This window comes from Chryseobacterium oleae, from assembly GCF_900115055.1.
Taxonomy (GTDB): domain Bacteria; phylum Bacteroidota; class Bacteroidia; order Flavobacteriales; family Weeksellaceae; genus Chryseobacterium; species Chryseobacterium oleae.
In genome coordinates, this window is sequence record NZ_FOVD01000005.1 from 317,102 (window position 1) to 340,857 (window position 23,756).

Sequence of the window (23,756 nt, forward strand, 5' to 3'; positions counted from 1 at the left end):
GTTAAATGGTATTTATCAGTTTATCAGAACCCAGGCTGTAGAAAATTCTGAAGTTTTTTAAGAGACTTTTTATGTTCAAAGAAATTGAATAGTCCAAAAATCATAAATGTCTGCAGCGTAAAAATAAAAGCGATCGAAATCACAACGCTGATCAATTCTTCATGATTCTGGGTTTTAAAAAACTGGTAGAGCGAATTTCCGTCTTTGGTAATCACCTGTGCCATAGACATGAGGCATATCATTAACAACCCCGTATTTTGCTGATACATGGTATAAAACAATTTTCCTTTATATTTAAAATCTGTTCTGATAAATTTTCGGATTTTGTAATGGAATGCCCAGACTACAATTGGAGCCAGAAAAAACAGTGAATTCTGTATTCTAAAGAACAAAGCATACTGCTCCTTGCTGGTGGAACTGTAAATCAGCAAAAGATTGATCACAAAAGAAATTAAGGCCAATAATAATGATTTCTTAAGAATTTTATTATTGTTTCCTTTAATAATTTTCTTGACAATCACAGGAATCAGCTCTGAGTAAAAAATAGAATAACTCGTCATTTTAAACTCATCTTCCCACAATCTTTTGGTCTTTAAGAAAGCTTCATCAAAATTTAAATGGTCTTTACGCTGGATATCTGAAATCTGCGAAATTATATGGTCCTTTACTTCCAATAAAATATCCAATGGAAGCCTTTGAAAGATAAGATAGTCCGTCACCTCATTTTCCTGTACCTCGGTCATCATATGTTAAAAATGGTATTTAGGTTTAACAAATAACTTTTCATTTCGTTCTCCTGAACAGCCTGATGTTTTTTTCCTTTTTCGGTCAGAAGATAATATTTCCGGTCTCTGCCGTTGATTTTCTGAATTTCTGAAGTGATCATCCCATCATTCTCCAGTTTATGCAATAACGGATACAGCGCACCCTCGGTCATTTCAAGCTCACCTTCTGTAAGCTCTTTTGCCCGTTGCGTGATTTGATACCCATACATTTTCACTTCTTTTGAAAGCAGCTTCAAAATAATGTTCTGGAGTGTTCCTTTGTAAAGACTGTTTTTTTTCAACTGATCTTTTTTATACCTTTCAAATCTATGCATAATTTTCTTATGTATAAAATTTTTCTCAAAAAAATGTAATTTGCTGTATGGAAAAAATGTATTTCATCGCGATCTATCCTCCACAGGAAGTTATTGACGAGGTGAAGATTTTTAAAGAAGATCTCGCTTTGAACTATGATAATTCAAAGGCACTGAAAAATGATGCCCACATCACTTTATTTCCACCTTTCACCAGAGAATTGGAGCTGGAGAGTGATATTCACACAGCTTTTCAAAAGATAGATACCGATTTACCTCCTTTTGAAATTATACTAAACGGTTTTGGAAGTTTTCCAAATCCTAAAAACCCTGTTCTCTTTGTACAGCCCGAACCGAATGACAATTTAAACATCCTTCAGCAAAACATAAAACAGCATTTTAATTTTATCAAATACTCTTTCCATTCTCATATGACTGTTGGGTACAGAAACCTCAGCTATGACAACTATCTGAAAGCATGGGAAGTTTACAAAGAAAAAGAATACAAAACTAAATTTATAGTTGATAAAATACTACTTCTCCGCCATGATCAGAATTGGGTTCCGATTGCGGAAAAGAAACTCACAGGGGTCAATAATCAACAGTAAATGCCGGCTTTTACAACCGGCATTTATTGAGTAAGAAAGCTTGAGTGTCGAAGATTAATTTGATGGCTGCAAGAAATTAATGGTCTAACAGTAACTTCCATCTTCCAATCATTCATTTCCCCTACTCTTTCACAATTTTCTGCGAAATAATCATTCCTTCATTTTCATAAACATTCACAAGATAGGTTCCGGCAGGAAGGTTTTTAATATTCACCGACAATGTTGAACGGTCTTTTAGATCTGATTTTATACGGATCAGCTTTCCGGAAGTATCATAGAGTTCAATTCTGGTATTTCCTGCAAACTCCTGTTTTCCTTTGATAAAAAATTCACCGTCTGAAGGATTGGGATATATGCTGTATCTTCTTTCTTCGGCTTTTACTTCTGTCATTTTTTTGGCAGCAGATTTATTCAGCGTCCAGGTGACATTGGTAAAGTGAAGGGTACTGTGGTTATTCACTTTAAGCAATGGATTATTATCATTCACCGAAAAGATCAGGGTATTATTCCCAACATTCAATTGAGATGGAGAAATGGTGAGTGAATTGGATGTTGATGCGAGTACTGCTCCGTTCAACTTCCATGAATTAACCAATGTATTAGGAATCGGAAGAATTTCATTCACGGTAAAGGTCACATTGGAATTGGCATTCACCGCTGATGTATTCGCAGGGGTATAAGAATCTACCGGAGATACCAATGAATGAATTTTTTCAATAATGGCTTCTTTACATACTGAGCAAAACTGCTGATTCAGATACCTCATCTCACAACTTTGATGCGGACGATACCATGAAGGGCTTTCTGAATACGAATATACACCTACTCCGTTAAGTCCCACCCAGTTTTTCCATTTTACAGTGGCAGGATTGGAGGTCTGGGTTTTGTTGGGAGATTCTCCGGAGCCGGAAAACCAGTATTCATCGGCCAGCTTTCCGAATGAATGCCCTAATTCATGAACAACAATTTCATTGGAAGATCCGTTGAGAGACGCGAATGCATACGCACCGCCACATCCTCCGTACTCTGTGGAGTTACCCAAAACATACGTAATATCGTAATCCGGAACATTGGCAGCCAGAACCTGACCTACTTTATTGGTCGTATTGCTGTACATACATCGGTGAACCCCGAAGTCAAACGAGGAGCCGAGATAATTATTCGGATTGGACACCGGAATGACAGGCTCGGTGACATCAGTGGCCGTTCCCGGATGTTTTACACCGGAAGCAGTAGAAACCACCTTCACGGCATACGCATTAAAATAATTTTTATATTCTGTGTAAGGGCTTTTTGTAAAAAGATAATTAACGGTAGACTGCGCCGATGAGACGAAGGAATTCTGCTGGGCCGTGGTAAAACCGTCACCCAATACCGCAATAATGATTCGTTTATCATTCGTTCCGTTCTGAAGAAGGGGAACTGTCTGAAAGGTCTGTGCAGCACAGCAGCTGCCGATGAAAAGGGATAATAGAATTTTTTTCATGGCTAAAGTTTTTGAGTGAATAAAAGCTGGTTTCCGGATTCCGTTACTTTTTCAATTCTTACGGTTTGAATCTGTTCAGAATAGGAATACCTTACACTGAATTCAGCATTGTCAAGAGGAATTTTCTTTCTGCTGACGCCTTCTTTTTCATAGACTTCCATTTCAGGATGCAGTGGATTTTTCACCAGCTGTTTCGTGATTTCCTTTCCACCTGCATCAGACAGAATCACAATAAAATCTCCTGCTTCCACTTCATTCCTGTCAAAAGAGGGAGTGAATTTCAGCTTCCCTTCAGCGACTTTCTTTTCCTGAAGAACAATTCTTTCTTTTCCGGATACTTCTTTATCGGTTCTAAAAAACAGATAAACAATCTTACCTTCTTTCCGGATTTCAGCACCGGAGGCTTTATTCCCTGGATCACTTAACGTACTGTTTTTCTGAAAACTGCACAACAGAAGTACGGGAACAATAAAAAAATTAAATAAATTTTTCATGGCACATTTTATTTTAAAGTTATACATATTTCCCGATACATTGAATATTTTTTATTTAAAATTAGAGCAGAAATTTATATTTTAAACTAATGAAAGTTGGAGTTAAGATTTTTTTAGATATCAGATTTCAGATATAAAATTGGAGATGTGAGACTTTTTTTGGGAATCTTAGCAGCTATTACGTTTGGTACTATGGGTTTCGTGGTTCAAAGCAGTAATCATCAGCCCACAGCATTGGGAAGCTTTTTTTGACGCAAAGCTTTATCTTGTTAGCCTTTAGTTTTGAGGAAGCCAAAGACTGTGACTGCGTCACTGATGAAGCGATCTGCATACAACATCCGCTTCATAGAATCAATGAAATTGATTCCTCCTTTGCTCCCCTTTATGAATACAATAATCAATTTCTTTGCGTCAAAAAAATCTTTTTACCTATCAACAGATTTTGAAATTGATCTAGTCTATACACGTAAAGGCCGTTTCAGGTTTGAACTATGAAACCCGCATCCCGAAACGTAATAGCAGCTAAAAATCCTGGAAAAAAGTCCCAAATATTCAGTGCCATATCTAATGTCTGAAATCTAAAAATAAATGTCTTGTCCCGAACTCAGGTTAATTTTATCTACCCAAACACCCGTTGTTTTAAATCCTCTTTTTCTCTGATAAAAAAGTTTAGAATATCCTATCTTTGACCCATGATTTCAGAGAAGATAATTTTAGGCATTGATCCCGGAACAGCCATTATGGGTTTCGGTATTATTTCCGTAAAAAAAGGCAAAATGGAGATGGTTTCTATTCACGAATTGATCCTGAAAAAATACCCGAATCACGAAACGAAGCTGAAGTATATTTTCGACAAAACATTAGCCCTGATTGATGAATACCATCCTGATGAAGTAGCTCTGGAAGCTCCGTTTTTTGGGAAAAATGTTCAGAGTATGCTTAAACTGGGCCGCGCTCAGGGAGTTGCGATGGCAGCCAGTCTTCACAGAAACATTCCTATCACTGAATACTCTCCGAAAAAAATTAAAATGGCCATCACCGGAAACGGAAACGCCAGCAAGGAACAGGTAGCCGGAATGCTTCAGAATCTCTTAAATCTGAAAGAGTTTCCCACCAAATATCTGGATGCATCGGATGGTCTTGCGGTTGCTGTATGTCACCATTTCAACTCCGGGACTATAGCCGATACCAAATCATTCAGCGGCTGGGAAAGCTTCCTTAAACAAAATCCGGACAGATTGAAATAATGATATAAAAAAAGCCCCTTAATCGGGGCTTTACTATTTGAATAATTCAGAATTAATTGTTTAAAAACTTCTTCGATCCGTTTTTGTTCTTATCGGAGTAGTTAATAATAAATGCTCCTTTTGGAAGAACTCTTTCGATCTGGATCTCATTAGTCTTAGTATTTCCTTTTTGGATAAGCTTACCGCTTAGATCAAAGATTTGATAATCTCCAAAAATTCCATCACCGGACAGTTTCAGTTTATTCTCAGATTTCAGATAAACAATTTTTGCTTCTGCTGCATTGTTTTTTACATCTGAAGTTCCTAAAACTCCGGTTATCCTTACTGCATAATCTTCTACCTGCCCATACTGAAGCTGTGAGCATGAAGTTCCGTCAGCAAGTACTGCTCCATTAAAGGTAGCCGCGTCTACAGAAACTCTCATTCTTAAATACGTATTCGTTAAAGCTGTAGCAGGAGGCGTAACACCTACAGTAACAACTTTTCTTGCTCCTGAAGCCATAGAAACAGACAGATCGTTGACTATTATTTCAGATTCTTCGAATACTCCGTTGTTGTTATAATCAATCCAGACTTTAGTTTTAAACTTATCTGCCTGGCTAAAGCCGTTATCATATGTTACTTTCAGTTCCGTACTTGTATTGGAAGGAATATCCGTGTAATAAGCCGGTCTGATACACGTTGCTGCAGAATAATCCTCATAGTATTTCGGAGCAGGCTCATCAGAATCATATCCATTCGTTGTGCTGCTTATGGTTCCGAACTGTACTCTTGAAGCCCCGATTCCGAAGTTATTATTCGCAGGATTTACAATTCCTGAAGGGTTACACTGTGCCGCCACTACTGCTACAGGAGATGGGATCACTGCTGCCGGATCCTGTCCTGCTGTTGAAGTGATCAGGTTTTTTCTGTATTCCATCATCAGCATGATGGCTCTGTCTCTCTGTCCTTCTGTGAATTTACGGTTAGAATTCGTGTAATTCATTACGTTATATTGTGTTCCGTCATGGTTCTGATTGGTACACGGATCTATAGTGGTATTATTCGGAACGGCTACGCCATACATACTTCTTGAAGGTGATGTATCACAAACTCTGTCTCCGTCCGTTGCACAGTTATTATTGGCAGGGCATGTTGTCTGGCTTGTATAATTAACTCCCTGAAACGTATGATAAAGACCAAATGCATGGCCCAGTTCATGAGTAAGTGTTGTATCGTGCAGATTTTTAAGGGTAGCCACCTTCATAAAACTCTCATAGAAATAGTCATAAGATTCCGGGAATCTTGCATATCCCATTAATCCACCAGCTTGCTGCTGCTGACCATCAAAGCCTATCACTACATAAATATTGAAATAAGAAGTCTCAGGCCAGTGTGGCGCCATAGTTTTGATCTGGCTATCGCTGGCTCCATTGCCGGAAGCTGCAGACTTTACACCTCTGGTATCATATAGAGGAATAGTACTTCCGTTATATCTTACAATTCCATTGGTTGGTGCACAGGTTGGTGATCTTTTAGCCAGTACCAGTTTAAAAGGAATGACATTTCCTCCTGTTGCCCCTGCTCCTTCTGCATAGAAACCGTTTCCGTAAGTGGTGGCATACATTTTATTGGCTCTGTCGATCCAGTTGATCACATCCTGATCTGATAAAGCTAAATTTGAATTAGCTGATGCACTTGATTCAATAACGTGTACTACAACCGGGATTTCAAAGGTTTGCCCAGTATACAGACCATTCCAGGAAGTTGTTCCGCCTACTTTGTTAAGAAAAGAATGCTTGTCCATTTTACTTAATCTGGCTTCCACTTCTTCTCTATTTTTCTTTAATTCTGGAAATCTTATGTCCATTTTTCTCATTTCTTCATCAAAACCACAAAAATGTTCAACATTTTGAGAAAAAGCATTAAAAAACAACAAAAACACTGAAAGAATACTTATTTTCTTCATTTTTCACTAATTTTTTGATTAATTCGATGCAAATATAAATATTTATTAATAAAATAATAAATTCATTAACACAAATCATTGAATCTGGAGTAATTTTATCATAACAAATCTAAAAAATTGATATCCAATCAATTAAATTAAAACCATCAATTACTTGGCAAAACATAATACTATCTTTTACATTGGTATGATTTTTAGTATTACATTTGTATAAATTTTCACTAATGAAAACAAACCAACAAACTATAAATCAAGCGAATCATAAAATAAACTGGTTCCAGAAGTTTCTGATGGTATGCTCCGGAGGAAACATACATATTTTAAGAAAGACCCCCAGTGAATGGAATAAATTTTCCGGAATTGGCGGGATTGTGTTATTCACCGCGGTATTTGCAACTCTATCTGCCGGCTATGCCATGTATACAGTATTTGATAATGTATGGACTTCGGTAGGATTCGGGATCCTGTGGGGATTAATGATCTTTAATCTGGACAGATATATCGTTTCTTCCATCAAAAAAACGGGAACATGGTGGAATCAGATCCTGATGGCGGTTCCGCGTCTGATTTTGGCTACTTTCCTGGGAATTATTATTTCCAAACCTCTTGAACTTAAAATTTTTGAAAAGGAAGTGAACAAACAGCTGAATACCATCATCCAAAGAAACAAGAAACAGCTTGAGGGCGAAATGAGCGGCAGAATCCTGAAACAGAGCGGCCCGTTTGAAACAGAAAAAAATCAGATTGCTGAAAAAACCATTCAGTATCAGAAGGCTTATGACTCAGCAGCCGTAGAACTTGAAAAAGAAATTCTGGGGAAACAATCCGGTCTGACCAGTGGAAAGGAAGGTTATGGTCCTAATGCAAAACGTAAGCAGGAACTGAAGGAACAGCGCCGTCTGGATCTTGAAAATTTCCAGAAACAAAATGCCCCGAGAGTGGAATATCTGGATAAAGAAATTTCCAAAGTCTACACCAATCTTGAAACGGAAAGAAAATCTTCGGAAACCTTTGAAGATAAATTCAACGGGTTTGCAGCGAGACTGCAGGCATTGGATGAACTTGGGAAAAATTCTGCGATCATAGGACTGGCAGCCGCCTTTATTATGGGGCTTTTTATTTGTCTTGAGATTTCTCCGGTTTTGGTTAAATTAATTTCTCATGTAGGACCTTATGATCATCTTCTGGAAAAGACGGAAAACGATTTCAGGCTTTACTCCAAGGAAAAAATAGAGAAAGGAAATGCCCTGACTGATTTCAGAATTGACGATTTTAAGGATAATTTAAAAAAATAGCGTATTTTTCACGCATGATTATTGATAAAGAAGAGATCCAGAAGAAAAAGAAGAAGCTGGACGACTGCAAAGCATTTCTGAAAAAAGAATTCATCGGAATTGATAAGATTATTGATGATTTAATGGAATACATCCAGATCTGGTACCTGATGCCGGAAATCCTGACACGCCCTGTGGTAATAAACCTGTGGGGAATGACAGGCGTAGGAAAGACCGATCTGGTGCGAAAGACCGTTCGTTTTCTGGAATTTCAGAACCGTTTTGTAGAGATAGAACTAAGCAACAGCGATGAAACCACATGGAGCAAAAGTGTTTCCGATATTTTACAAAGCAACCGCCTCAATGATGAAAAACCAAGCATTGTTCTCTTTGATGAGATACAACGCTTTAATACTATAGATCCTGACGGCACTCCGGTCCCACAGACCAAGTTCACTGATTTCTGGGAACTTTTAAGTGACGGCAAGCTAAGCAAAAGGGAACGTGATGATCTTGAACATTATCTCTTCTCCTATCTTCTGCGTAAAAAAGAGAATGACCGACGCAAAAAGAACGGCGAAACGGAAATGGATGAAAATCCGTATCTGAATCTCTGGGACGCCAAAGAACTTAAGAAATACCTCAGCATGGAAGATGATGTGATGAGCATCATTGATATGAAGGAGGAAGATATGATCAAGCTGATCCTTAAAAAACAGAAAGAGAAAAAGATCTATGAGCCGGTAGACTACAGCAAAATGCTGATCATCATCAGCGGAAATCTGGATGAAGCTTTTCAGATGTCCCGCGAGACGAGCGAAGCAGACATTGATGCCAATATCTACCATGCCTTTACAAAGAAAATTACCGTTGTTGATATAAAAAATGCATTATCGAGGAAATTCCGTCCGGAGCAGGTCGCCAGGTTCGGGAACATTCATTTAATCTATTTTTCATTAAAGACAGAAGACTTTGAGCAGTTGGTTCAAAGGGAAATCAATAATCTTAAAACAAAGACAAAATCAAAGTTCGGAATCAGTTTAAAGATCACTAAAAACATCAATGATCTGATTTACAGAAACGGAGTTTTCCCAGTTCAGGGTGTACGTCCTGTATTCAGCAGTGTAGTGGATATTCTGGATACGAACCTCAGCAAATTTCTTTTTGAAGCGATCACTCACGATGACAAAACCATCGAAATCGATTATCATGTCAAAGAGAAAAAGATTTCCGGAAAAGTAGGCGGAAGAATCATTGATATCCCTTACACCGGAAGAATCGACAGCATCCGCCAGTCTAATCAACAGGATGCCGTGGCCAACATCAGCGTTCACGAATGCGGACATGCTGTCTGTTATATGCTGTACACCGGTTTTGCCCCGTTGCAGCTGAAGAGCAAGGTGGCCAGCAGTTATGCCGCCGGATTTACTTTTCCCCATCAGATCCATGATACCAAGGAAAGCCTTCTGGACAGAGTCAAAATTTATCTTGCAGGAGGAATTGCCGAAGAAATTATATTTGGCGAAAATAATGCAAGCATAGGACGGAGCCATGACAGGGAGCAGGCAACCATTCTTGTTTCCGACTACATCAGAAAATATGGATTTGACGAAGAGTATCAGGCTGTCTACAGCTTTGAAGAATATCCTCACCGCATGCAACATCATATTACCGATAAAAAAATAGAGAAACTGATGCAGGATCTGGCCAAAAAGACAAGAGAAGATCTTATTCTTCACTTAGACCTTTTGAAAGATATGAGTATTGAGCTGAGCAAAAAAGGAAGTATGCTGCCTAAAGAAATCTATGAAACCGCCAGAAAGCATCACCTTGAAGTAAGCATAAAAGAGGAAGGCTATCTCCATATTGCAGAGTATCATAAAATGCTGGGCCAATAGAGGAAAAATCTAATATAACATAAGTTTACATTAATATAATCTTACCTTTCAGTTAATTCTGAAAGGTTTTTTCTTTTCATAATTATTTTATAGGAAATATTTTATAATTTTACATCAACAAAACTAATCATCATGAAAAACTTGACTCTAGTATGCTTACTGCTAATCAGCAGCGCATTTACGTCCGCTTTAAAAGCACAATCAGAACCTTTCCTTGGACAAATTGCTTTTGTTCCATACAACAGAGCACCTAACGGATGGGCAGACTGTAACGGACAGCTTTTACCAATCGCACAAAACACGGCTCTTTTTGCCTTGATTGGAACCACGTATGGTGGAAACGGAACCACGAATTTCGCTTTACCTGATATGAGAGGAAGAGTGCTTGTTTCTCAGGGACAGGGACCTACCATCAGCCAAAACTATCTGATCGGAGAAACGGGAGGAAGTGAAAGTGTTACTTTAACGCAACAGCAAATGCCTGCCCACAGTCATACCATCAATGCAGTAACTGCTGAAGGAAATCAGAATACCCCTGCAGGAAATCTTCCAGCAGATACCAAACTTTTAGACAAAGAATATTCTGACGCGAATGCAAATACTACCATGAAAGCGACGATGGTAAACCCTACGGGAGGTACTCAGCCTCATGAAAACAGACAGCCTTTTGTAACGATGAGATGTATCATCGCTTTACAAGGTATTTTCCCATCTTTTAATTAATAAGTTATGAAAGCTCTATACTTATTAGCTATAGCTCTTGGAAGTTCGGTGGCCGCACAGACCATCACTTTCAATGGGTGTCATAACCTATTTGACAACCAGAATTTTATTTTCTCGAAAACCGGAGTTGATGCCAATAATAAAAATATTTACATCACGACACCGGTAGATGGGCAGCCTTGCAGCGGACTTGGAACGTGTGAGTTTAAAATCAAATGGAACAACGCCCTTACAAGATGGGAGTTTCTTGCGGATGAAGGAAACGGAACTTTTACTACTCCCACGCTGATGTATTACAATTCTACCGGAAACATCTCCAGTCCAAGACCTCCGAGTAATACTTTCGGAGCCTGGATAGAAAATGCAACGGCAACGGGCGGACAGTGCGGAGGAAATCTTACAGGAATCAATTCTACACTGACAGGCGATGTACACAGCACTTCATTGGCAACAACGGATGTGACGAAAACCAAAATTCAAATCTTCCCGAATCCTGTTTCTGATGTCATCCGTATCTCAGGAATTGATAATGGGCAGACCATTCAGATTTATAACGTAGACGGAAGATTGGTAAAAACAGATGCATTCGATCAGAAGATTGATGTTTCCTCTCTTTCTGCGGGAGTTTATGTTTTAAGAATTACCACTAAAAATTTCGAATCTCATGAATTTAAATTCGTGAAAAAGTAGAGATATAATGTTTTTATAGCATTAATTGATTATTGATATAGCCTTTGGATTCTTCTGAGGGCTATTTTTGTGAGGAATAATTTTTGCTGCCAATATGATATGCCATCAAGTATTGTGAACTCCTATATCTATTTTCCGGAGACTGAAGTATTGAGAATTATCTATCAGTCCGGCGCTGTATACGACTATCTGAAAGTTCCTTTATCTATTTCTGAAAAATTCAGGGAAGCCAGGTCAAAAGGACGCTTTTTGAATTCCGTGATCAAGCGGAGGTTTAAGTACATCAAGGTGAGCTGAAAAACCTGTAATAAAAAATGCCCCCATTTCCGGAGGCATTCAATTTTTTATATAATCTGAAGATTATTTAATGATCAGTTTAGAAGTTTTACTTTCTTTTCCGTTGGAAATCTGAACCATATATACTCCTTTTTCAAGTTGCTGGTTAATTTTATAAATTCCGCTTCCTTGTTCTTGTACAGAAGGGCTTGCAATAAGTCTTCCTGACATATCAGAAATCGAAACTTTTAAATCTTTACCGTTTTTAGCTTTGATAAATACATTGTCACCTGTAGCAACCGGGTTAGGATAAATCACAAGATCATTGTTTTCAGCCTTCACTTCACTGGTTCCTAAAACAGTAACAAATTTAACGGTATAATCTTCTGCCTGCCCATATTGTAATTGTCCACAAGCTGTCATATTTGTATTCTCATCATCTACCATTACTCTCATTCTTAATGGCGTATTAAGCACTGTAGAGGCTGGAGCCGTAAAAGTGGCATTTACAGTTCCGATTAGAGTGCTGGGATCTGCGGCAACATTATCTCCTGATGCTACCAATTCACTGGCTTCAAAAGTTCCGTTGTTGTTAAAATCAATCCAGGCTCTCACTTCATTATCACTACCCGAAACATTCACCTGAAGGTTGTGAGACTGGCTTACCAAAAGCTGTGTAGAAGTTGCTCTCAGACAGCTTGCACCCGTATAATCTACATAGTAACTAGGTGCATTTTGCCAAACTCCTGTACTGGCATTATTAATATTTCCTAATTTAACCAAAGTAGGTCCTACAAAATAGTTGTTTGAAGCTGCATTGGCCAAACCGCTTGGAGTACATGCCGCAATAGGCGCCCCGATAGCTGTTGCCGATGCTCCAGGAGCTGTTGCTCCAAGTGAAGTGCTTAAAGAACCTCTCAATAAAAAGAAAGAAGTCGCAGCTTTATCATGCTGTCCATTGGTAAACTTGAAGGCTCTAGGGTTTGTATAGTTCATCATATTATACTGAACTCCCTGATAATTTGCACCTGTACAATAGTTCATGCTATTATTGGTAGGTGCAGGAAAATCACTTAATAAACTTCTTGATCTTTCCGTATCACATACCCCATCATCATCTTTTGTACAATCATTAGTCGTTTGTGCAGGGCAGAAAGAAGTTGCTGTAGTTCCTGCCGGAGGTTGTGCATTGGCGTTCCCAAACGTATGAAGAAGCCCCATGCTGTGTCCAAATTCATGCGCTAAAGTAATATCATCCTGTAAAGTAACTACAAAAGATTTCATAAAAGATTCATAGGCAGAATCAATATTTTGAGGCAATCCGGCCCAGCCCATAATTCCATATTGTCCGCCACCATCTACTTTATTCATGATATAAATGTTAAAGTAAGAAGCTTCAGGCCAATGTGGAGCAATGGTTTTTACCTGTGCAGTAGTCACTCCATCTGTTCCACTACGCTTTACTCCAAAATCATCATACCCTGTAAGCGTGCCTCCGTTGTATCTGATAATTCCTGTTGTAGCATTACAACTTGGGTCTCTTTTGGCCAGGACTAATTTTATAGGCATTGTAGCAGCAACTCCAAAGTCCGCAGGAACCCCCTGAGCCCACTGATGAGTACCTGCATACATTGCATTACAACGATCCAGCCATGCCTGAATCTGCTCATCACTCTTGTTATAGTCAGATCCAATAGCAGCCCCTGTAGGTGCTATCACGTGTACTACCACAGGAATCTCATAAATTCCATTCACTGTTTTGAAAGCACTTCCACTTCCGTTTTTAGCGGTACTGTTCTGGTTTGAATTCAGAATACGATTACGAATACTGCGAATCATGTCATCAATTTCTTGATTCTCTTTTTCATGCCCTCTTTGCTCCGTATCAAAGTCACACCAATCTTTTTTTTGTTGTGCTGATAATGAAAGTGCAGACAACACGATTCCACAAAGGAAAATTTTCTTCATACTTCTACTATTTAAATTATAAATTTCATTAATGCTTTATAATAACCAAAGCATTCATAAACATTCCACATTAGTAGGTAAAAATCATTTTTGTTACAAATATTTAATATTAAAATTAAAAAATGTTACTACTTTGATTTAGAACCCACCCCATTTATATAAAAAAAATAAATTAGTATTAAAAATATAAAGAACAATATTCCGTTTTTAAAACACAAACAAACAATTAAGCCTTAAAACAACTTTGAAAGATTAAAAAAAGACACTTTCCTGAAATAAACAATGATCTGAATATAAAAATAGGCTGCACAGATTTGTACAGCCTATTTTTATATTGATTTTTAAAATTCTAAAAAGAATAATTCGGAGCTTCCTGAGTAATGATTACATCGTGCGGGTGAGATTCTTTCAATCCGCTTCCGGTGATCATCACCATTTTGGTATCTTTTTGTAAAGCTTCAATATCTTTAGCTCCACAATATCCCATCCCGGCTCTTAGACCTCCGGTAAGCTGGAAGATCACATCTTCTAACTTTCCTTTATGCGGTACTCTACCTTCAATTCCTTCCGGAACGAATTTTTTAGCCTCACTCTGGAAATATCTTTCTTTTCCACCTCTCTTCATGGCCGAAAGACTTCCCATTCCCTGATAAGATTTGAATTTTCTTCCCTGGAAGATAATTTCCTCTCCCGGAGCCTCATCTGTTCCTGCTAAAAGTGAACCCAGCATTACTGCTCCTGCTCCACTCGCAATCGCTTTTACAATATCTCCTGAAAGTTTGATTCCTCCATCAGCAATTACTGCTACGTTTTTAGATGCAGCGTATTCGTATACATTATAAATAGCGGATAACTGAGGAACCCCAACTCCTGCCACTACTCTTGTTGTACAGATAGAACCAGGTCCCACCCCTACTTTAAGAACATTGGCACCAGCCTCAATAAGGTCTTTCGCTGCTTCAGCCGTTACAATGTTTCCTCCTACGATATCTAAATCCGGGTACGTTCTTCTGATTTCGGAGATTTTATCCAAAACTCCTTTAGAATGTCCGTGAGCTGAATCAATAGCCACAATATCAACACCAGCGTTCACCAATGCTGCAATTCTGTCCATCGTATCTTCTCCAACTCCAACACCTGCACCTACGATAAGACGACCTTTGTGATCTTTATTCGAGTTCGGGTATTCCAACTGATTGTCGATATCCTTGATGGTAATTAATCCTACAAGTTTATTGTCTTTATCTACGATCGGAAGCTTTTCAACTCTGCTCTTCAGAAGAATTTCTTTTGCTTTTTCAAGGTTGGTATTTTTATCAGAAGTGATCAGATTTTCTTTGGTCATGATCTCTTCTACCTTCATATCAAGGTTTTCCTGATATTTTACATCTCTGTTGGTAATAATCCCGATAAGCACATTATCTGCATCTACCACAGGAAGACCTGAGATTTTATACTTAGCCATAGTTTCTTTAGCCTGCGCCAAAGTATGATCTTTTGAAAGGGTAACAGGATCAGAGATCATTCCGTTTTCTGAACGCTTTACACGGTTTACCTGTGCAGCCTGCTCAGCGATCGTCATGTTTTTGTGAATGAAACCTAAACCTCCCACTCTTGCCAGAGCAATGGCCAGATCTCCTTCAGTAACTGTGTCCATCGCAGCAGAAACTATCGGAACATTCAGCGTGATTTTGTCGGTAAGTCTTGATTTTAAGGATACCTGGTTAGGTAAAACTTCTGAATAAGAAGGGACTAGAAGAACGTCATCGAAAGTGATGGCTGTCTCTACAATTTTGTTATGAATAGACATCTTTACTTTCTTTGCAAAATTAGGTTATTTTGACGAGATATGAAAATCCTTTTCAATAGTTTAAATAAAAATTAATAATCAATAACTTAAATCAAAAAACCGCTCTTATCAGGAACGGTCTTTCTGTACAAAATAATTAGTATAGTATGAAACTACTTGTTATATCTTTTAAGGAAGAATGATTTTGTTATTGAATCACGTTTCCGTTTTCATCTAATTTATCAATATGGGTTTGATTATTTTTATCAATATAGACCCGAAGACGCACCTTTCCGTTGGTATCTCTGATAAAAAGACCTACATCTCCGGCTGCTGTTTTCCCCGCAAAGAAGCGCTCGCTGGTTAATTTCCCTTCCTGTCTTAATTTGGCGTATGCTTTTTTGGAGGCTACCGGATCATTGAGACGTTTTAAAGAGTCCTCAAATTTCATAATCTCTTCCATTGGAAAATTATCCGGTCTGTCCCAAAGTTTCAATCCATAGGTTCTGGATTTTTTATCACCTGCATCTTCCAGATACTGAAGCTGCATGATCTGATCTGTATTCCGCTGGTCAAAAGAATATACCATTCCCGATTCTTTTTCATCTGCGCTATACACCAAACCTCCGCATTCATCGCCCAATTCATTAAAGAAAATCAATCCGGCTTCTCTTTCTCTGGGCTTTAGCTCTTTGTTATTGAACATTCCGGGATGCTGACGTTTTTTATTACTTATCGTCATCTTCAGGGTACCATCTTTTTCAATGATGTTGATGCGTTCCACATCTATTTCTTCAAAACGCTGACGTGATGTTTTATCTTTAAAGGCAAGAATAAAAAACAGGATACAGACTATCGTTAATGAGACTGCATATATTTTAAGGATACGTACCTCTCTTATCAGTTTTTCCATAGCAGCAGGGATTTTTATTTATCTGTAGCGGCATTGATCACTTTTGAAATATCGTCTGCAGTAAAGCTCCCTCTCACATCCACAAAAACAAGTTCTTTATCTGAGTTTACGGTGATCATCATATTTTTAATGGTTTCTCCGTTCTGTTTTACCCTAACATTCACGTTTTCTCCGTCGTGTTTAATGGTCGCCCAGTCTTCAAAATCATTGTCATTTAAATATTTGGAGTAGTCGTTCAGCATGGCCTTGCTGCCGTTATCTACCGTCATGACTCTGATCTTCGATACTTTTTTGATCAGGGCAATCACTTCTTCATTTTCGCCGTCTTCCCTTAATGCCTTTTTGATAAAGGGTTTTGCGAGAAACAAAGGTACATTGAAGCTTGCAAATTGTGCTCCTTTATAATCGTACCCCGACTGTTTAAAGAAATCGATATTGGGTCTGCGAGACGCTATGCATGAGTGTAACATAAGCACTGCGAAGATTCCTACAAAGACGTTTATTAAAGTTTTCATGGCCGTTATTTTTTAGTCGATAGGTTTCAGAGTACCACCGGATGTTTTGCTGATCTTGGCATCTATTTCAGGCCTTCCCTTGTATTTTACCAATCCTCCTGAAGAGGCACTTACTTTCAGTCTGGTGGAAACATTCACTGAAAGGTTTCCTCCGGATGTAGCTTCTGCCTCAAGGCTGTCCAGTTTCAGTTCATCTGCTTTAACGAGTGCTCCGCTGCTGATGTCTATGATCCCAGAATTCGCTTTTCCTTCAATCGCTGCATTGGATCCGCTGGAAGCTTTCACCATAATGGTTCCGGCTGTAACTCCCGCTCTGATATTTGAACCTGACGAAATCCCGATATCCACTGAGGTTGAAATTTTAAAATCTCCCTTTACATTCGCTCCGGATGATGCATCAATCGTCAGATTGTTTTCTCTGATAGAATTCACCACATTGAAGTTAGCACCTGAAGAAGCTTTGATATTATCCATTCTCGGGGAAGAAATATTAACGCTCAGGTTTCTAAATCTTAAATTCTTCGTTCCCTTATTGTCTATATATACTTTCAAAACTCCGTTTTCCACTTTAGTGATCACATACTGAAGTTTATCTGCATCAGCAATGACTTTTACACTGGTTGGGCTTTCCTGCTTGAAAACCACATTAACGCCTGTACTTACCTGAATTCCTGAGAATTCACCGACATTTCTTGCTTCCCCGTTAATATAGGAGGAATTACTTTCGGCGGTAAGACTGCTTCTGGTAGTGGTTACAGAACTTGTTTTGGTTTTGGTCTCGCTGGAATTGATGATCTTGTTTACATCATCCATTGAAAGTTTCCCATCCAGCATCACCAGGATATTTTCTCCTTTCCCTCCGTCAATACTTAACAGCAGGTCATCCAGGATTCCGTCTTTTGCTTCTGCAGAAAGAAATTTAATCTTCGATCCGGAGCTGTTCACAGACATGATTTCGCTGTAGTTAAGCGTTTTTAAATAAGAGGCTACATCTTTATTCAACTGAGACAGATGAGTCTGCACCTGAATACCTTCTTTGGTATTGGCTTTCTCGGGATTTTCGGTGATAAGAATCTTTAATCCGTTAATTTTAGACAACAGCGGCTTGATCTGATCCAGCTGCGAATCATCAATATTAAGACTGCTGAGCATGCCGAACATTGGTTTAGCAATTTTAATAGAGGTTACACCTTCCACTTCCTGATATTTCTCAAAAAGCCTGTCGAACTTGTCACCCTGTCCATACACCGTAAAGAAGTGGGAAAAGGCAAGCGCGAATATTATGAATATTTTTTTCATGAGTCAATTTTTATTTCTTTTAAAGCTGATTATTTTTGCCTGATCAGGTGCATAATCTATTTTTTGTTAATAATCGTCGTCTACGACGGTAGGCTGTACTAATTTTTCACTTACGTTATTTGCAAATATCTGGAATGAATATTTAGTTACATTGATGGCTTCTTCTACATTATCGATTCTTTTACCGTTGACAATCACGTATGAATCTTTATAGCCTGTAGAGTCATTTAAAGCCTTGTTGTTTTTAAAAGAGGCGTTGTTTACAAATCTCGGCCTTGTTTCTTTTTTAAGCCTTCCTCTTTTTGGCAGAATCTCATCCAGTACATCTTTTTCCGCTACTGAATTCTCCTGAAATATAGAATCTTTCTTCGCCCCGGAAATAGAATCGGTGTGGTTCACCGCTACCTGCTCCTGATGGTCGTTATTCTCTTCTATAAATTTTGATTTCTGCTTTAAAACTTCATTTTTTACAAACTGTTCCTTTTCAATAACCCCTGTGCGGTAATCATTAAAGAAAAAACCTACGCTGAAAACAAGCACTATTCCGGCTGCCATCCAGAACCATTTCGGGAAAGAAGGTTTATTCTTCTGAAGTGGGATGATGGGAGCATCGCTTGTTTCTTTACCGGGAGCAGCTTCTTCTGTTTTCTGAAGAAAGTCTTCAAAGCTCCAGTCCATTTTTTCTTCCTTTATATCCCGGAAGATTTCGTCGTATTTATTCTGAGATTGATCTTTGTTCATAGCTCATCAGTTGTGATATTTGTTCTTTTACTTTTTGTCTCGCCCGCATCAGATTGACTCTTACTGCGTTTTCTTCCATTTCCAGCATTTCGGAAATTTCCGAGACTTCATATTCTTCTACATCTTTCAGATGGATCACCATTTTCTGTTTTTCGGGGAGCTGGTTGATAAAACCTATGATATACTCCTTCAGATTATTGATATCCATGCTGTATAGTTCTGAGCGGTGAAGCTGCAAATCTGCAAATCCCAACTTCACATCGTGGTGTTTCAACCGGTTCAGGCATTCGTTCCGGACGGACTTTAAAGCATAGGATTTCAAATTTCCAAATTGCCCCAGTTCCTCCCTCTTCTGCCAGAACTTCATCATCAGGTCCTGCACCACGTCCTCTGCTTCATCACTGCTCATAACAAATCTTTTCGCAAAACGATACATCTCGTCTTTGAGAATAAACACCGTATTCTTGAAAGTTTCTTGGGTCATGAGTTTTGTTTCTATTAGTAAGACAATTAAAATCTTAATTCTATTACACTACATTGTAAAATAATTGATCTTTTTCGCATTCTGTTTCTGCTTCATGCTCATAAAACCCTTCTGTAAAAGAGTTTTCATGATGTTTATAAAAATACCTATTTTTTTTCTTTTCTGAAAGATAAATTGAAAATCTTAAGTTTTCTGCTATTTTTCGGTATAATAAATTTGAAATTCCACAAAGAAATAGAAAACTTACACCCCATTTTTGCTTACCAAAACTTTAGAAATGTAATCATCCTTGAAAATCGGTGTAATCGGTGGTTAAAAATATAATCTCCCGCAGATTACACGCATCTCTACTACCATTTTCAAAAATATTTCACCTATCTAAAAGAATAAAAACACACGCAATCATCCGTGAAAATCTGTGTAATCCGTGGTCAATAAATATTAACCACAAAAGGCTCAAAAGTTTTATTAGTTAAAAACAAAAAGCGGATAGAAGACCACATAGGTTTTCCAAAAATCTAAGATTTTTACATGGACAAAGCGGTAGAAATATTCTCAATCACCTGTGTTCTTGTGTGACTTGTGGCAAAAAAAAAGCCTCCGGAATGGAGGCTTTTAATATTAATAGGTATCAAAAATATGCTTTAAAATAGCTTTATCATCATCCGTTAATGGCACTTTTCTTCTGGCCATAGCTCTTTCCGCGACTTCATAAGCTTTATCCAATTTAAATCTTTCATCATCCTTACATCCGCCCCATGAAAAATTCTCCACAAGGTTAGGCGGAAAGCCCGGTTTAAATATATTGGAAGCAACTCCGATTACCGTTCCTGTATTTAATTGCGTATTGATCGCCGTTTTCGAATGGTCCCCCATAATCAGACCAGCGAACTGAAGTCCTGTATCCTCAAAAGCTTTTGTTCTGTAATTCCATAGCTTGACCTGGCTGTAATTATTTTTAAGGTTGGAAGAGTTCGTATCTGCTCCGAAATTACACCATTCCCCAATGACAGAATTTCCTACAAAACCTTCATGCCCTTTACTTGAATAGCCGAAGATAATGATGTTATTCACCTCACCGCCTACTTTACAATGTGGCCCTACCGTTGTAGCTCCGTAAATTTTGGAGCCTAAATTAAACTTGGAATCCTCTCCCAATGATATAGGTCCGCGAAGATTGCAGCCTTCCATCACCTCAGCGTTTTTTCCAATATAGATTTTTCCTGTTTTCGTATTAATTGTAGAAAATTCTATCTGCGCTCCTTCTTCAATGAACAGGTCTTTTTTATCCCCTAAGAATCCATTGGTAGATGACAGTTCCTGAGAAGTTCTTCCTTCAGTAATCAGATTGAAATCAAAATCGATTGCAAGGTGATTGTAAGTAAACAGGTCTGACGGCTTTTTAAAGAAAGTTAGCTTCTCTTTGATATCCGTCATCTTTTCAATCTGATTCAGAGAAAAACCTTGCATATTAATCTTCGCAGCCACCAGTTCATCTTCATAAACCAGAGCTTCACCCTGTTTAAGATCTTTAATCTGTTGAATGACTGTTTCAGTCGGCAGGAAATTAGTGACTAAGAAAAGACTTTCTTTGTCTTCCGGGGCTTTAAATTTATTCTGAAGATAATTTTCAGTAAAATAGGAAACTTCGGTATTTCCCAGGATCTTTTGCCATCGCTCAGAAAAAGTCAGGATTCCGCATCGCATAGCGGCAACAGGACGGGTAAAGGTAAGCGGAAGAAAATCTTCCCAATACTGGGCATCTGAAAATACTAATTGCATTATTTTAGAAGTTAGAGATTAGAAGTTAGAAATTAGATGCTCGAGATGGAAGTATTTTGCTTCACAAATTATTTACACATCTGATTTCTGTTCAGAACAAAAATACGAAAATAGCTTGAAATAGAAATTAGAGATTAGAAGTTAGAGGTTAGTTTATCAAAGCCTCCGCAGAGATCCTTGTCTTTCTGATTGGAACGAATATAATTTAGATTTATAGAGATAAAGTACAAAATACACCCAACTAACATCTAACTTCTAATCTCTAACATCTATATCAAAAAAAAAGTCTCCCAAAAAAATTGGAAGACTTAAGTATGTTTGATAACAAAAAATTACTTAGCGAATTTTTTGTATTTGTTCATAAACTTATCAACTCTACCTGCAGTGTCAACTAGCTTCACTTTACCAGTGTAGAAAGGGTGAGAAGTTGAAGAGATTTCCATTTTGATCAATGGGTACTCTTGTCCTTCGAATTCGATACTATCTTTTGTTTCTGCAGTAGACTTACAAAGAAACACGTCGTCGTTACTCATATCTTTGAAAACAACAAGTCTATAATTTTCTGGGTGGATTCCTTTTTTCATAATACAATTTTTAAAAAATTAAAGTTTGCTTTCGAAATAGTAATGGTATTTCTCTGCTAATTTTAGGCTGCAAAAATACAACATTTTTTTAAATATCCAAATACTCCATTCAATTTTTTTTATTGATAAGAAATTCAAAGTATTTTCGTTAAATTTGGAATCTATTAAACTTTAATTTCGATGAAATTCAAACTATTACTGGCTTTTTCTTTCTGGATGCTTCTTGTAGCGGTATCATGTAATAAAGACGATATTACTTTTGATACCCCTTCACAGCAGTTACGTTTTTCAAAGGATACGGTATTTTGTGACACCGTTTATCATCAGGTACGTTCCGAAACGTATTTGGTAAAGGTATATAATAATGAAGACAAAGACGTTCTTATCCCAAGGATCAATCTGGAAAAAGGAAGTGCATCATTATATAGGATCAATGTAGACGGAAAACCAGGCTATGATTTTAAAGATGTTCCTTTGAGAAAGAAAGACAGTATGTATATTTTCGTTGAAATTGCACCACAAGCCACCGGACCTGAAGCTATCGCTGAAGACAAAATCCTATTCAGCAGCGGCGCAGGACAGCAGCATGTTACTTTATTCTCAGTGGTACAGGATGCGGAATTCTTCATCCAGACCCCTACCAATCCTAACCAGATTGCTACCCATACAGTCTGGAGTAAAAATAAAGCTAAGATTATTTATGGTGACCTTACCATCAATCCTAATATAACACTGGATATCCAGCCCGGAACTAAAGTATATTTCCACACCAACAGCGGGATGAAAGTTTCCACAGGTGCAACCTTAAATATTAACGGAGCATTGAATGATGAAGTTATTCTACGTGGAGACCGAAATGACCTGGATCACGATACCCTTCCTAAAAACTGGAACTCCATCCGTATGGAAGCCAATTCTAATCTTAATATGAATTTCGCGAGACTTTTCGGAGGAACCAGAGGATTGGACATGAAACAGAATACCGCCAATATCAGCAACTCATTCATCCATACTTTCTTTGAATACGGTATTTATGCAGTGGGCTCAACGGTTACTGCTAAAAACTTAGTCATGAATAATTGTGGTGAGTCATGCATCGGGATCTTCAGAGGAGGAAATCACAGCTATACACACGCTACTATCGCTAATTATTCCAAAACAATGGGACCATTGAACAGAAACGGAATTACAGCAGCCAATGAATGGAAAAATGCCGCAGGAACTACAGAACAGGGAGCTCTTCAGCGTCTTGACATTAAGAACAGTATTGTGTACTCAGATAGAGATAATTCCGTGAACTTTGAACAGACTCCGGGTCAGCAGTTTGAATTCCTGATCCAGAACTCATTGCTTAAATATTCAGGAACATCAGAAGCAGGATTTAATTTTGACACCAGTCCTAATGTCATCCAAAGCATCAAGAACCAGGAACCGGAATTCCTTAACTATTTTGCAGCGAAGATGAATTTAAGAGTAAAAACAACATCTCCGGCAAGAGGAAAAGGAAACCTAACAGTAGCGGGAACCGTACCTCTTGACATTGTAAATGTATCCAGAACAACTAACCCTACGCTTGGCGCTTATCAATAATGGAAATAACACAACTGCAGCAGCAGGTAGACGAATGGATCAAAACCATTGGTGTCCGCTATTTCAATGAACTGACCAATATGGCGATGCTCACTGAAGAGGTAGGCGAAGTAGCCAGAATCATAGCCAGACGATATGGCGAACAGAGTGAAAAAGAAAGCGATAAAAGCAAAGACCTCGGCGAAGAACTGGCAGATGTACTGTTTGTAACATTATGTTTAGCCAACCAGACCGGAGTGAATCTTCAGGAAGCTTTCGATAAAAAAATGAAGATCAAAACTGACCGCGATAAAGAGCGTCATCAGAATAATGAGAAGTTAAAATAGAAATAGATTTCAGATATCAGACACCAGATATCAGACTTTAAAC

General features: G+C 38.2%; 23 protein-coding genes. 9 read left to right on the forward strand and 14 right to left on the reverse strand.

All coding sequences use genetic code 11. The features are described from left to right. Positions 1-23: 23 nt before the first annotated feature. Both BM143_RS17045 and BM143_RS17050 read right to left on the reverse strand, forming a co-directional pair. Positions 24-746: a hypothetical protein gene (locus BM143_RS17045; protein ID WP_090025765.1), complete on the reverse strand. Its 723-nt coding sequence runs from the start codon at positions 744-746 to the stop codon at positions 24-26. After that, positions 743-1,099: a PadR family transcriptional regulator gene (locus tag BM143_RS17050; RefSeq protein ID WP_185116552.1), complete on the reverse strand. Its 357-nt coding sequence runs from the start codon at positions 1,097-1,099 to the stop codon at positions 743-745. Before BM143_RS17050 ends, BM143_RS17045 begins: the two co-directional genes overlap by 4 nt. A 47-nt stretch (positions 1,100-1,146) precedes the next feature. Here BM143_RS17050 and BM143_RS17055 point away from each other — a divergent pair, with 47 nt between their 5' ends. After that, positions 1,147-1,686, forward strand: coding sequence for a 2'-5' RNA ligase family protein (locus BM143_RS17055; protein WP_090025767.1), 540 nt, complete (start codon positions 1,147-1,149; stop codon positions 1,684-1,686). A 121-nt stretch (positions 1,687-1,807) separates the two neighbouring features. On the opposite strand, the gene BM143_RS17060 is transcribed toward BM143_RS17055, so the two are convergent. Together BM143_RS17060 and BM143_RS17065 are read right to left on the reverse strand one after the other, a co-directional pair. Further along, positions 1,808-3,172: a T9SS type A sorting domain-containing protein gene (locus tag BM143_RS17060; RefSeq protein ID WP_090025769.1), complete on the reverse strand. Its 1,365-nt coding sequence runs from the start codon at positions 3,170-3,172 to the stop codon at positions 1,808-1,810. 2 nt (positions 3,173-3,174) lie between these two features. After that, the gene (locus BM143_RS17065) at positions 3,175-3,666 is read right to left on the reverse strand and encodes a hypothetical protein (RefSeq protein WP_139222064.1); all 492 of its coding nucleotides are present in this window, start codon (positions 3,664-3,666) and stop codon (positions 3,175-3,177) included. 692 nt (positions 3,667-4,358) lie between these two features. On the opposite strand from BM143_RS17065, the gene ruvC reads away from it, so the two are divergent. Continuing rightward, complete coding sequence (ruvC, locus tag BM143_RS17070; protein ID WP_047453055.1) at positions 4,359-4,913, forward strand: crossover junction endodeoxyribonuclease RuvC; 555 nt, start codon at positions 4,359-4,361, stop codon at positions 4,911-4,913. 52 nt (positions 4,914-4,965) lie between these two features. On the opposite strand, the gene BM143_RS17075 is transcribed toward ruvC, so the two are convergent. Next, a complete protein-coding gene (locus BM143_RS17075; RefSeq protein ID WP_090025773.1) occupies positions 4,966-6,861 on the reverse strand; it encodes a zinc-dependent metalloprotease in 1,896 nt (631 codons plus the stop codon). 224 nt (positions 6,862-7,085) lie between these two features. On the opposite strand from BM143_RS17075, the gene BM143_RS17080 reads away from it, so the two are divergent. From BM143_RS17080 to BM143_RS17100, 5 genes are all read left to right on the forward strand, one after another. Then, entirely contained in the window at positions 7,086-8,156 is a 1,071-nt protein-coding gene (locus BM143_RS17080) for a DUF4407 domain-containing protein (RefSeq protein WP_090025775.1), read from the forward strand. A gap of 14 nt (positions 8,157-8,170) precedes the next feature. Next, complete coding sequence (locus BM143_RS17085; RefSeq protein WP_090025777.1) at positions 8,171-10,033, forward strand: AAA family ATPase; 1,863 nt, start codon at positions 8,171-8,173, stop codon at positions 10,031-10,033. A gap of 132 nt (positions 10,034-10,165) precedes the next feature. Beyond that, complete coding sequence (locus BM143_RS17090; RefSeq protein ID WP_090025779.1) at positions 10,166-10,756, forward strand: phage tail protein; 591 nt, start codon at positions 10,166-10,168, stop codon at positions 10,754-10,756. 6 nt (positions 10,757-10,762) lie between these two features. After that, on the forward strand, positions 10,763-11,446 hold the full coding sequence (locus BM143_RS17095) for a T9SS type A sorting domain-containing protein (RefSeq protein ID WP_090025781.1): 684 nt from the start codon (positions 10,763-10,765) through the stop codon (positions 11,444-11,446). Positions 11,447-11,545: 99 nt separating this feature from the next. Beyond that, on the forward strand, positions 11,546-11,743 hold the full coding sequence (locus BM143_RS17100) for a KTSC domain-containing protein (RefSeq protein ID WP_090025783.1): 198 nt from the start codon (positions 11,546-11,548) through the stop codon (positions 11,741-11,743). Between the two features lie 63 nt (positions 11,744-11,806). Here the strand turns inward: BM143_RS17100 and BM143_RS17105 are convergent, their stop codons facing one another. The 9 genes from BM143_RS17105 to BM143_RS17145 all read right to left on the reverse strand — a co-directional run bounded on the left by BM143_RS17105 (position 11,807) and on the right by BM143_RS17145 (position 21,797). Next, complete coding sequence (locus BM143_RS17105) at positions 11,807-13,690, reverse strand: GEVED domain-containing protein (RefSeq protein WP_090025785.1); 1,884 nt, start codon at positions 13,688-13,690, stop codon at positions 11,807-11,809. A 349-nt stretch (positions 13,691-14,039) separates the two neighbouring features. Beyond that, positions 14,040-15,500, reverse strand: a complete 1,461-nt coding sequence (gene guaB / locus BM143_RS17110) for an IMP dehydrogenase (protein WP_034731645.1) — start codon at positions 15,498-15,500, stop codon at positions 14,040-14,042. A gap of 187 nt (positions 15,501-15,687) precedes the next feature. Further along, positions 15,688-16,392 (reverse strand): hypothetical protein, encoded by a 705-nt coding sequence (locus BM143_RS17115; RefSeq protein WP_090025787.1) that lies wholly within the window; start codon positions 16,390-16,392, stop codon positions 15,688-15,690. Between the two features lie 14 nt (positions 16,393-16,406). After that, positions 16,407-16,907, reverse strand: a complete 501-nt coding sequence (locus BM143_RS17120; protein ID WP_090025789.1) for a DUF4252 domain-containing protein — start codon at positions 16,905-16,907, stop codon at positions 16,407-16,409. Positions 16,908-16,919: 12 nt separating this feature from the next. Next, positions 16,920-18,206, reverse strand: a complete 1,287-nt coding sequence (locus tag BM143_RS17125) for a DUF4252 domain-containing protein (RefSeq protein ID WP_090025791.1) — start codon at positions 18,204-18,206, stop codon at positions 16,920-16,922. 66 nt (positions 18,207-18,272) lie between these two features. Further along, a complete protein-coding gene (locus BM143_RS17130) occupies positions 18,273-18,947 on the reverse strand; it encodes a hypothetical protein (protein ID WP_185116553.1) in 675 nt (224 codons plus the stop codon). After that, positions 18,922-19,431 carry an RNA polymerase sigma factor gene (locus tag BM143_RS17135; RefSeq protein ID WP_034731659.1) on the reverse strand — a complete coding sequence of 170 codons (510 nt, stop codon included), beginning with the start codon at positions 19,429-19,431 and terminating at the stop codon, positions 18,922-18,924. The genes BM143_RS17130 and BM143_RS17135 overlap by 26 nt, the downstream gene beginning before the upstream one ends. A 621-nt stretch (positions 19,432-20,052) precedes the next feature. Continuing rightward, entirely contained in the window at positions 20,053-21,213 is a 1,161-nt protein-coding gene (locus BM143_RS17140) for a GlmU family protein (RefSeq protein ID WP_090025793.1), read from the reverse strand. Between the two features lie 332 nt (positions 21,214-21,545). Next, positions 21,546-21,797, reverse strand: a complete 252-nt coding sequence (locus BM143_RS17145; protein WP_034731665.1) for a type B 50S ribosomal protein L31 — start codon at positions 21,795-21,797, stop codon at positions 21,546-21,548. 180 nt (positions 21,798-21,977) lie between these two features. Between BM143_RS17145 and BM143_RS17150 the strand changes: the two genes are divergently transcribed. Beyond that, on the forward strand, positions 21,978-23,387 hold the full coding sequence (locus BM143_RS17150) for a hypothetical protein (protein ID WP_090025796.1): 1,410 nt from the start codon (positions 21,978-21,980) through the stop codon (positions 23,385-23,387). Continuing rightward, positions 23,387-23,713: a nucleotide pyrophosphohydrolase gene (locus tag BM143_RS17155; RefSeq protein ID WP_034731670.1), complete on the forward strand. Its 327-nt coding sequence runs from the start codon at positions 23,387-23,389 to the stop codon at positions 23,711-23,713. Before BM143_RS17150 ends, BM143_RS17155 begins: the two co-directional genes overlap by 1 nt. The last annotated feature ends 43 nt before the right edge of the window (positions 23,714-23,756 follow it).